The following is an 11,156-nucleotide window of genomic DNA, read 5'->3' on the forward strand; positions in this document are numbered from 1 at the left end:
TGGTCTCAGGCCTTCGCCTCGGCCTTGCTCTCCGACTTGCCGTTCTCGGTCTCGTCCTCGCCGCCGTCGACCTGCGGGATGACCACGGTGGCCGAGCTGACCTCGTCCGCGGACGGAGCCGGGTTGGGCGAGCGGGGCGGGATCGCGGCCGGGGGCTTGCCGGCCGAGTCGTCGTCGTCCTTCGCGTTCTTCCCGGCGCCGACACCACCGAAGCGGGCCTGCTGCGCCGGTGTCAACGGGCTGCCGCCGGTGGCCGTGGCGAGAGCCGCGGCGCCGTCGCTCTTGGCACCCTGCCCACCACCGAGCATGCCGCGCAGCTCGTCGAGGTAGCCGTTGATCGAGTCGTGCTGGCGCGTGAGGTCCTCGAGCTGGTTCTGAGCGGCCGCGCGCTGCTGCTCCGCCTCGGCACGGGCGTCGGCGATGGTCTGGTCGGCGAACTCCCGGGCCTCCGCGACGATGCGGTCCGCGGTGCGCCGCGAGTCCGCGACGAGGTCCTTGACGTAGACGTCGGACTCCGAGCGGACCTTCTCCGCCTGCTCGAGGGCCACGGCCACGCGCTTCTCGGCCTCGGAGGCGTGTTCCTCCGCGGCCTTGACGAGCTTGTCCGTCTCTTCCTTCGCCTTGGCGTGCCGCTCGGCGAGCTCGGTCTCCACCTGCTCCTTGCGGGTGGCGATGTCGAGGTCGGCCTCGGCGAGCGCGCTCCGGGCCTGCTCCCGCAACTCCTCGAGGTCCGAGCTGACCGCGTTCGACGCCTCGGCGGCCTCCCGCTTCGCCTCGGCCACGAGCTGCTCCGCCTCGCGGCGGGCGCGCTCCAGGAGCTCGGTCGACTCCGTCTCGGCGCTCTCGCGCTGGGCGGCGGTCTCGGCGGCGACCTTGGCGCGCAGCTGGGCGGCCTCCCGCTCCGTGTTGACGCGCAGCTCGGTGGTCTCGCGCTCGACCGTGGAGCGCAGCGTGCCGAGTTCGCGCTCCAGGCTGGCCCGGCGCTCGGACTCCTCGGTGGCGATGCCCGACGTGATCAGCGCGGCCTCGCGCTCCGCCGAACCCACCAGTTCCTCGGCGCGCCGCTGCGCCGCGACGAGATGGCCGTCGGCCTCGGCGGCCATGGTCGTGCGGATCTCCTCGGCCTCGCGGCGGGCGCTGGCGAGCATCTCCGCCGCCTCGGACTCGGCCCGCGAGCGGACCTGGCCCGCGGAGAGCTTGGCGCGCGCCATGATGTCCGCGGCCTGCTGGTTCGCCTGGGTGAGGATGTCCGAGGACTGCTCCTCCGCCGAGCGCAGCAGCATCTCGATCCGCGACCCGAGGCCCGCGTACGACGGCTTGTCGCTCTCCTTCAGTCGCTGCTGGGCGTCGCTGAGGTCCGACTGGAGCTTCGAGGCGCGCGAGTCGGACGACTCGACCTGACGCCGCGCCTCCTCCAGTGCGGCGTTGAGCCGGTCGAGGTGGCTGTGCACCTGGTCGCGGTCGTAACCGCGCATGACTGTCGGGAAGAGCGATCGCTCGTCTGACACGTGCAGACCTCCGTGGCAAGACCGTGGTTCCCCGGCCAGGGATGCCGCAGATTAGCGGCCCGTCCGGCGCCCAGGATACGCGCCGTGTGGCCTGATGTGTAGCCGCTTGAAATATGGCTTTCGTGGTATTCGAGGGCGGGGCCTGAAGACGGCAGGTGAAAGAACCGTGTCGATCCCCGCCGTCGCCTCCCGCTGGACGACCGTACAGCCGACCACCCTATGCTGGACTGTCGGTAGTTGGCACCTACGAAGGGAACGGGTGGTGCAACGCTTTCTGGCGATCCTCCTCGTCGTCGCCGGTCTCGGCCTGGCGGGGTACGGAGTCGCGACGGCGACAGTCCTGCGTGAGTCCGACACGGTGGTCGCCACGGCGACCCCGAGCGGCGACGGGACGATGCTCGTCACCGTTCCCGGTGTGCTGGGAATGGTCGACGAGAGCGTCACCGTGCGCGCATCGGTGCCCGAGGGGCAAAAGGTCACGCTGGCCATCGGTACCGAGACGGACGTGCTCGGCTGGGTCGGCGAGGACCCGTACGACTCGGTGACCGGGATGGCGGACTGGACCGAGCTCTCGGTCGTCCCCGGAGCGGGCGTTTCCGAGGGGGGCGCGGACGAGGAGGCCTCCGAGGACGGCGGAGAGGCTTCCGAGCCCGCGGAGAAGCCGTCCACCGGGCCCGAACCGGCCGGATCGGACCTGTGGATCTCCGAGGTGAGCGGCGAGACGAGCGTCACCCTGCGATACACCGACCAACCGGGTCCCTACGTTCTTCTCGCCGCCGGTGTCGGCAAGGACGCCGAGGCCCCGACGGTCGAGCTGACCTGGCCACGCCCGGCCACGACCCCGTTCCTCTGGCCCAGCGTCATCGGCGGGGGCCTCCTCATCCTGGTGGGCGTCTTCCTGCTGGTCGGCGTACGCAGGAAGTCCGGCGGGCGCGGCGGCACGGCGAGCGGCAAGGGCCGCAAGTCCACCAGGACGGTTCGCCAGCCGCTCGAACGCCGCGACGACGGGGCGCACCCCGGTGCCGACGAGTCACCGTTCTCGCTCCCGCCCGGTGAGACTGCGGACGCTCCGTTCCCGCCCGGCCCGGCCGAGCAGTCGCCGTTCCCGCTGACCGACGACGACCAGAGCGCCCCGACGTTCCCGCCCCCGGCCGCACCGGCGTGGAGCTCGGCTCCGACTCCGCCGCCGTACGGCGCGCCGTCCGAGCCCGAGAGCGACACCGTTCCTCGTCCGGCACCCGCGGTCCCCGCCGCCGGAGCGTGGAGCGCCGCCGGTTCCCGGCCGACGGGCTTCCCGTCCGGCTCGACCGAGCCACCCGCCGTCCAGCAGCCCCCTGCCGGCCCGCCCGCGCCGGGCAGCCTGCGTCGCCGCCGTGGGCGGGGCGCACCCGACCCGGCCCCGCCGTCGGCCGCACCGATGCCCGCTCCTCTGGCCCCCGGGGCGCCCGGTCCCGTGGCTCCCGCTCCCACGGCGGCTGCCCCGGCTGCTCCGGCCGCCTCGGGCCCCGCGGACGCGCAGTCGTTGCCCGCGGCGTCCAGCGGATCGTCAGGAACGCCGGGCAAGATGATGACGCGCCGCGAGCGGCGCCTGGCCGAACAGGCCGCCCGCCGCGGAAACACGGGAGTCCAGCCCGCCGTGGCACCTCAGCAGCCCGAGCCGCCCCAGCCGGAGCCGCACGAGCCGAGCACGCCGGGGCCCTCGAGCCGTGCGGCCGCCTGGCGCGAGGCCTGGGGGATCAAGGACGGAGAAGACCGATGACGTACCGCCGCACCACCGCACGCCGTGTGTCCGCAGCGGCCGCCCCGCTGCTCGCGGTCGGCCTGCTGGCCGGATGCGCGCAGGAGCTCCCGGTGCCCGAGGCCCAGCCTGCCGTGGTCGGGGCCGTGGTCACCGAGGAGCAGGAGAAGACGATCATCAGCCGGGTGGCCGAGTCCGTGGAGGCGGCCACCAAGGAGCGGGACGCGGACGCTCTCGGCGATCGCATGACCGGGCCCGCCAAGGTGCTCCGCACGAGCCAGATCGAGGTGGCCAAGCAGCTCAAGAGCGATGAGCAGGTCACCGACCTGCTGATGACCATGCAGTCCGTGACGCTTCCCTCGGATCCTGAGTGGCCGCGCGTCAGCCTGGCGGTGAGCACACAGCCGAAGGACCTCACGCCTCCCACTCTCTACGCGTTCCAGCAGGCGTCCGCGCGCGCCGACTACAAGCTGTGGGGCTGGGCGGACCTGTTGCCCGGTGTCACCCTGCCGCAGTTCGCCTCGACCGACGCGGGAGCCGAGGAGGTCGCGGCCGACGACGGCGATTCCCTGGCGATGTCCCCGACGAAGGCGGTCGCGGCCTACGCGGACGTGCTCTCCGAGGAGAAGGACTCCAAGTTCGCCAAGCGCATCGAGGACGACGACTTCCGTGACTTCCTGGCCAAGCAGGAGTCGGCGCAGGTGAAGGCGGACGGCTGGGAGAAGTCCGAGGGGAAGTACTCGTTCAGCGCCAGGCCGGACCAGGACGCGGGCGTGCAGGCGATGCGTACGGTCGACGGCGGCGCGATCGTGATGGGCGCGATCAACTCGTCGCAGGTGATCCAGCTCCAGGACAAGGCCGAGGCGCCGCCGTCGGACGGCTTCGTCACGCAGAAGGCGCTCTTCGGCAGCCAGGACGTGACGAACGTGCTGCGCACGAAGTACATGGACATCGTCGCGCTCTACGTGCCGCCTGCGGGCTCCGAGGAGAATCTTCGCCTGGTCGGTTTCGAGCACATCGCGGTCTCGGCGACCAACGAGTGAGGGACCCTCGTCGCGCGGCTCCGGCCGCCGGTGTCGTCGTGATGCTTCTGTCGGTCGCCCTGACGGGCTGCACACCAGCTCTTCCCGCCCCCGACCCGGAGCCGGCGGCGGTCGGCGCGGTGGTCACCGAGGAGCAGGAGGAAGCGATCATCGGCCGCGTGGCCGAGTCGCTGGAAACGGCCACCGCCGGCGCCCGTGCTGTACGCGTTCGAGCAGCGGTCGGCACGCGGCGACTACAAGCTCTGGTCGTGGGCGAAACTGCTGCGGGGTGAGACCCTGCCGCGGTTCGCCTCGACGGACGCGGGCGCGGAGGCGGTGGTGGCCGACGACGGCGAGTCGCTGCTGATGTCTCCGGAGAACGCCGTCGCCGCGTACGCGGACGTCCTGTCCGAGGAGGCGGACTCCACGTTCTCGGACGCGATCGAGGACGACGAGTTCCGCGCTCTGCTGCGCCAGCAGGAGTCCGCGCAGAAGGAGGCGGACCGGTGGACGGCGTCCGGGGGCAAGTACTCCTTCAGCGCCCGGCCGGACCCGGACGCGGGAGTGCGGGCGATGCGCATGGTCGACGGCGGCGCGATCGTGATGGGAGCCATCGACTCGTCGCAGCTGATCGAGCTCCAGGAGTGCGCGAAGATCGAGAAGCGCAGCCTCACCGACACGCAGCGGGCGCTGCACGGGGACCAGCCGGAGAGCAGTGCCCTGCGGACCACGTTCCTGGACGCCGTCGCCCTCCATGTACCGGTTGCCGGGTCGGACGAGCGGATCCGCCTGGTCGGGGTGGAGCATGTGGCGGTGGACGTCGAATCGGCAGGAGACCTGTCCGCCTGCGGATGACCTCCGAGAGTGCCGCGGGTGACCTCCGGCGTCCGCCGCGCGGCCGCGCCCGGAGTCCCCGCGGCGCCTCTCGTTTTCGTAGGATGAGGTCCATGACCACGTCCGACCAGCCGACTCCGGCCATGAATTTCGCCGCCGCACGCGGCGCCGTCGACCTGTCCGCCCTGACGCGCCCGCAGGCGCCGCCGCCGGGCGAGCCGGGAGGTGCGCCCGAGGCCGGCGGGTACGTGCTGGACCTGACCGAGGCGAACTTCGAGCAGGTGGTGCGTGACTCCGCCACGTATCCCGTCGTGATCCTGCTCTGGGCGCCGACGGACGCCGCGAACGCGGAGCTCGCCACCACGCTCGCGGGACTCGCCACCGAGTACGACGGCAGGTTCCTCCTGGGCCGCGTGGACGCGCAGGCGTATCCCCAGATCGCCGCGGCGTTCCAGGTGCAGGGCGTGCCCGCCGTCGTGGCTGTGCTGCAGGGCCAGCCGCTGCCGCTGTTCGCGGGCAACGCGTCGGACGAGCAGGTGCGGCAGGTACTCGACCAGGTGCTGGCCGCCGCCGAGCAGAACGGTGTGACCGGACGGGCGCCGTCGGCCGAGGGCGACGCGGCGCAGGCCGCGGAACCGGAGCCCGAGGCGGAGACGCCGCTGCCGCCCCTGCACCAGGAGGCGTACGACGCCATCGAGCGCGACGACCTCGCCGCCGCCGAGGAGGCCTACACCAAGGCCATCAAGCAGGACCCGAAGGACGCCGACGCGTCGGCCGGCCTGGCCCAGGTGCGTCTCATGCGGCGCACCCACGACGCCGACCTGGCCGCGGTGCGCAAGGCGGCTGCCGACACGCCGTCCGACGTGGCGGCCCAGCTGGCCGTCGCGGACCTGGACGTGCTCGGTGGCAAGGTCGAGGACGCCTTCGGCCGGCTCCTCGACCTGCTTCCCGGCCTCGACGGCGACGACAAGGAGCAGGTCCGGGTGCGTCTGCTGGAGTACTTCGAGGTGGTCGGGGTGAGCGACGCGCGGGTCAACAAGGCTCGGCAGCGGCTCGCGATCAGCCTGTACTGACGAACCGCGGGAGAACCCGCACCGGCGCCGCGTGGTCGGTCACTCGTGGAGTGGACGACCACGCCGCCGGCCGGTCATCGTCCGGCCGGCCGGCCCGCCTCGGCGGCAGCGCCGGAGGGCTCGGGCACGAGGATCAGGGCGCCCAGCGGGGGCACCCGGACCGACGCCGAGAAGTCGCGGCCGTAGTGGGGGACCGCCTCGGCCGTCACCCGGCCGAGGTTGCCGACGCCGGAGCCGCCGTAGATCTCGGCGTCGGTGTTCAGGGCCTCGCGCCAGACCTGCCCCGCGGCCGACGCCGCCGAGGCCCTGCCGGTGGGTTCGGCCTTCGGACCGGGGCCGGGAACGCTCCCGGGGATCTCGGGCAGCGGCAGCCGGTATCCCTCGTGCGGCACGCCCGAGAAGTTCACCACCACGACCACGGGATCGCCCGCCGCCGAGCGGCGCACGTAGGCCAGGAGGTTGCGGTCGGCGTCGTCGGCGTCGAGCCACTCGAAGCCTGATCCGTCGAAGTCCCGCTCCCACAGGGCGGGCGTGGCCCGGTAGAGGGTGTTGAGGTCGCGTACCAGCCGCTGCACCCCGGCGTGCCACCCGTCCGCGAGGACCTCCCAGCGCAGCCCTTCACCCTCGGACCACTCGGTGTCCTGCGCGATCTCGCAGCCCATGAACAGCAGCTGCTTGCCGGGATGGGTCCACTGGTAGGCGAGGAAGGAACGTACGCCGGCCATCTGCTGCCACCGGTCGCCGGGCATCTTGCGCAGCAGCGACCCCTTGCCGTGCACCACCTCGTCGTGGCTGATCGGGAGCACGAACTGCTCGGAGAACGCGTAGACCATCGAGAACGTGAGCTCGTGGTGGTGGTACCGCCGGTTGACCGGGTCCTCGGCGAGGTAGCGGAGGGTGTCGTTCATCCAGCCCATGTTCCACTTGAGGCCGAAGCCGAGCCCTCCCGACGACGTCGGCCGGGTGACACCCGGGTACGACGTCGACTCCTCCGCGATGAGCATGACGCCCGGCGTGCGCCGGTAGGCGGTGGCGTTCGCCTCCTGCAGGAACGAGATGGCCTCCAGGTTCTCCCGCCCGCCGTGCACGTTGGGGTGCCACTCGCCCGGCTCGCGCGAGTAGTCGAGGTAGAGCATCGAGGCCACGGCGTCCACGCGGAGCCCGTCGGCGTGGAACTCCTCGAACCAGTAGGTGGCGTTCGCGACGAGGAAGTTGCGCACCTCGCGGCGGCCGAAGTCGAAGATGTACGTGCCCCAGTCCTGGTGCTCGCCGCGTGTGGGGTCCGGGTGCTCGTACAGGGGCGTGCCGTCGAACCGGGCCAGGGCGAACTCGTCCCGCGGGAAGTGCGCCGGGACCCAGTCGAGGAGGACGCCGATCCCCGCCTGGTGCAGGCGGTCCACGAGATGACGGAAGTCGTCGGGCGTCCCGAACCGGGAGGTGGGCGCGTAGTACGAGGTCACCTGGTAGCCCCACGACCCGCCGAACGGGTGCTCCGCCACCGGGAGGAACTCCACGTGCGTGAAGCCCTGCTCGGACACGTACTCGGTCAGCTCGTCCGCGAGCTCGCGGTAGGACAGGCCGGGCCGCCAGGAGCCGAGGTGCACCTCGTAGACGCTCATCGGGCCCGAGTGCGGGTCGGACGCCGCCCGGGCGGCCAGCCACGCGTCGTCACCCCACTCGTAGGCCGACTCCGTGACGATGCTCGCGGTGCCGGGCGGCAGCTCGGTCGCGCGGGCCATCGGGTCGGCCTTCGCGCGCCAGACGCCGTCGGCTCCGAGCACCTCGAACTTGTAGTGGGTGCCGGGCGTGATCCCGGGCACGAACAGCTCCCAGACGCCCGAGGACCCGAGCGACCGCATCGGGTGCACCGGCGTCCACAGGTTGTGGTCGCCCAGGAGGCGCACACCGCGTGCGTTCGGCGCCCACACGGCGAAGCTCGCGCCGCTGATGTCGCCGGATGTGCTCGGATACCGCCGCACGGTGGCGCCGAGCGCCTTCCAGAGCTCCTCGTGCCGGCCCTCGCCGATGAGGTGCAGGTCGATCTCGCCCAGCGTGGGCAGGAAACGGTACGGGTCGTCGGCCACCTGCTCGGTGGTGCCGTACCGGGTTCGGACGCGGTAGTCGGGGGCCGCCCAGGCGCCTCCGGTCGCCGTCGCGGCGGGGACGACGGCGGTCCAGACGCCGGCGCCCTGATGCTCGCACGGGTGCTCCCCGTCGTCGGAGAGGATCGAGACCTCGTCGGCGAGCGGGCGCAGCGCCCGCACGACGGCGAACGGGCCGCCGTCGTCGAGCGGGTGCGGTCCGAGCACGCTGTGCGGATCGTGGTGCGAGCCCTGCGCGACGGCGGTCAGCGCCTCGAGGTCGGCGGGAGGCAGGTCGGCCATGTCCACACCTTTCCATGTCGAGGGTGCGGGGCGCGACACCTGCGCCGCCGATCGCGCGAGGTCGCGGACGTAAACCGATTTCGTCAGACGGTGTGCCGTCGCCGCCGGATTGAGATGATGTCCGGCATGGGGCGGATCACCATTGCCGACATTGCTCGCCAGGCGGGCGTCTCGACCGCTGCCGTCTCGTACGCGCTGAACGGGCGGCCGGGAGTCTCGGACGCGACGCGCGAGCAGGTGCTCAAGATCGCCGCGGATCTCGGCTGGGCGCCGAGTTCGGCGGCGCGCTCACTGTCCGGGGCGCATACGGAGACCGTCGGCCTGGTGCTGGCGCGCGCCCCCGAGACGCTCGGTTTCGAGTCGTTCTACATGCAGTTCGTGGCGGGCATCGAGTCCGTGCTGTCCGAGCGCGACTACGGCCTGCTCCTGCAGGTGGCGCCCGACATCGACGCCGAAGTGCGGACCTATCGCAAGTGGCGGGCCGCCCGGAGGGTGGACGGGGTCGTCATGGTGGACCCCCGGTCGCCCGATCCACGGCTCGACCTGCTCGTGGGGCCCGACGCGCTGCCGGCCGTCGTCGTCGGAGACCCGAGCCTGTCCGGCGGGCTGACGAGTGTCTACACGGACGACGCCGCGGCGATGCGGTCCTGCGTCGAGTACCTGGCCGGGCTGGGCCACACCTCGGTCGGGCACGTGACCGGCACGCCGGAGTTCGGGCACACGCACATCCGCGACGAGGCGTTCGCCCGCGAGGCCGCTGCCCGGTCGATGGTGACCGAGGTGCGGCGCGCCGACTACACGCCCGACGCCGGCGCCGCGGCCACGCGCGACCTGCTGCGGCGGGGTGGCGTGACCGCGATCGTCTACGACAACGACGCGATGGCGCTCGCCGGGCTCGGTGCGGCGCACGAGGCGGGCGTGCGGGTTCCCGGCGAGGTGTCGCTGGTGGCCTGGGACGACTCGCCGGTGTGTCGCGCGGCGTACCCGCAGCTGACGGCGCTGAGTCACGACGTCGCGGCCTACGGTGCGCACGTGGCGCGCCGCCTCTTCGAGGCACTGGCCGGCGAACCTCCGGCGTCGTACCGCGACTCGACGCCCGAGCTCCAGGTCCGCGGCTCCACGGCGCCGCCCCCCGCGCGCTAGCCGGTCACGGGTCGGCCGTGTGGTCGGTCCGTCGCGTCCTGGCGCCAGGGGTCGGGAGGGGTGTTGACTTACGGAAACTTAACCGCTTAATGTCCTGGCCGTCCACCAGTCAACGACGACGGATCGAGACAACGATGAGGTTGAGGAACCATCTGCGAGGCGGGGCCGTGGTCGCCGCCGTGGCACTGACCGTGTCGGCGTGCTCCGCCCAGGCCGGCGGCGGCGACACGTCCGGCGAGGGCGAGGTCGCCGGGGAGATCACGGTGATCACGCAGCGCACGGACATCGTCGACACGGTGTTCCAGGAGTACAAGGCCGAGTTCGAGGCGGAGTACCCGGACGTCACCGTCAACTTCGAGGCGATCACCGACTACGAGGGTGAGATCGCCGTGCGGATGAACACGGACGACTACGGCGACGTCCTGCTCATCCCGAACAGCGTGCAGCCCGACCAGTTCGCCACCTTCTTCGAGCCGCTCGGCTCGGTCGAGGAGATGGGCCAGGAGTACCGGCTCGTCGAGGAGAAGGCCTACGACGGCCAGGTCTACGGCCTCTCCATCACGGTGAACACCCAGGGCCTCGTCTACAACAAGAAGGTCTGGGAGGAGGCGGGGATCACCGACCTGCCCGCCACCCCCGACGAGTTTCTCGACGACCTGCGCGCCATCAGCCAGAACACGGACGCGGTCCCGTACTACACCAACTACGCGGACGGCTGGCCGCTGAGCCAGTGGGACGGCAACCGCGGCGCGATGGGCGACCCCGCCTACCAGAACACGCACGTCGCGCACAGCGACACCCCGTGGGCCGAGGACGAGTGGCACGGCATCTCCGACGGCCTGCTGTACGACGTCGTCGCCGAAGGCCTCTCCGAGGAGGACCCGACCACGACGAACTGGGAGGAGTCCAAGACCCTGCTCGGAACCGGCCAGGTCGCGACCATGCTCCTCGGCTCCTGGGCGATCACCCAGATGCGGCAGGCCGCCGAGGACGCCGGCGGCTCGGCCGAGGACATCGGCTACATGCCCTTCCCGTACCAGGTGGACGGCACGTTCCACGCGCAGGTCGCCGGTGACTACAAGAACGCGATCAACGTGAACAGCGAGCACAAGGCCGCGGCCCGGGCGTGGATCGACTGGTTCGCGAAGGAGTCGGGCTACGCCCACGACGAAGGCGGGATCTCGCCGCTCCTGGACGGCCCGATGCCCGAGACCCTGGGCGACTTCGAGGCGGCCGGCGTCGAGTACGTGGAGCTGGAGCCCGCGCCGCAGGGCAAGGAGTCGTACGAGGCCGACGTCGTGGCCGCCGCCGAGATCGACCTGTACGGGAACATCTACCGGCAGCAGCTGGTCGACGTCGCGCGCGGCGCCGGGGGCGGGGACAAGGAGTCGTTCTTCGCCGACCTGAACCAGCGCTGGGCCGACGCCCGTGCGTCGGTCGGGGAGTGATCCGGC

General features: G+C 72.1%; 8 protein-coding genes. 6 read left to right on the forward strand and 2 right to left on the reverse strand.

The features are described from left to right. Positions 1 to 5 precede the first annotated feature (5 nt). Positions 6 to 1,508 carry a DivIVA domain-containing protein gene (locus tag EDD34_RS03850; protein ID WP_123813400.1) on the reverse strand — a complete coding sequence of 501 codons (1,503 nt, stop codon included), beginning with the start codon at positions 1,506 to 1,508 and terminating at the stop codon, positions 6 to 8. Positions 1,509 to 1,770: 262 nt separating this feature from the next. Between EDD34_RS03850 and EDD34_RS03855 the strand changes: the two genes are divergently transcribed. The 4 genes from EDD34_RS03855 (at position 1,771) to EDD34_RS03870 (ending at position 6,175) form a co-directional block, all read left to right on the forward strand. Then, a complete protein-coding gene (locus EDD34_RS03855) occupies positions 1,771 to 3,267 on the forward strand; it encodes a hypothetical protein (RefSeq protein WP_123813401.1) in 1,497 nt (498 codons plus the stop codon). Then, positions 3,264 to 4,289, forward strand: a complete 1,026-nt coding sequence (locus tag EDD34_RS03860) for a DUF8094 domain-containing protein (RefSeq protein WP_123813402.1) — start codon at positions 3,264 to 3,266, stop codon at positions 4,287 to 4,289. Before EDD34_RS03855 ends, EDD34_RS03860 begins: the two co-directional genes overlap by 4 nt. A 195-nt stretch (positions 4,290 to 4,484) precedes the next feature. Beyond that, positions 4,485 to 5,123, forward strand: a complete 639-nt coding sequence (locus tag EDD34_RS03865) for a DUF8094 domain-containing protein (RefSeq protein ID WP_123813403.1) — start codon at positions 4,485 to 4,487, stop codon at positions 5,121 to 5,123. Positions 5,124 to 5,215: 92 nt separating this feature from the next. Beyond that, a complete protein-coding gene (locus EDD34_RS03870) occupies positions 5,216 to 6,175 on the forward strand; it encodes a tetratricopeptide repeat protein (protein WP_123813404.1) in 960 nt (319 codons plus the stop codon). 74 nt (positions 6,176 to 6,249) lie between these two features. Here EDD34_RS03870 and glgB read toward each other — a convergent pair whose 3' ends face one another. Beyond that, positions 6,250 to 8,559, reverse strand: a complete 2,310-nt coding sequence (gene glgB, locus EDD34_RS03875; RefSeq protein WP_123813405.1) for a 1,4-alpha-glucan branching protein GlgB — start codon at positions 8,557 to 8,559, stop codon at positions 6,250 to 6,252. 126 nt (positions 8,560 to 8,685) lie between these two features. Here glgB and EDD34_RS03880 point away from each other — a divergent pair, with 126 nt between their 5' ends. After that, entirely contained in the window at positions 8,686 to 9,702 is a 1,017-nt protein-coding gene (locus EDD34_RS03880) for a LacI family DNA-binding transcriptional regulator (RefSeq protein WP_123813406.1), read from the forward strand. A gap of 134 nt (positions 9,703 to 9,836) precedes the next feature. Beyond that, the gene (locus EDD34_RS03885) at positions 9,837 to 11,150 is read left to right on the forward strand and encodes an ABC transporter substrate-binding protein (protein WP_123813407.1); all 1,314 of its coding nucleotides are present in this window, start codon (positions 9,837 to 9,839) and stop codon (positions 11,148 to 11,150) included. Positions 11,151 to 11,156 lie beyond the last annotated feature (6 nt).

This window comes from Myceligenerans xiligouense (assembly GCF_003814695.1).
GTDB classification, from domain to species: Bacteria; Actinomycetota; Actinomycetes; order Actinomycetales; family Cellulomonadaceae; genus Myceligenerans; species Myceligenerans xiligouense.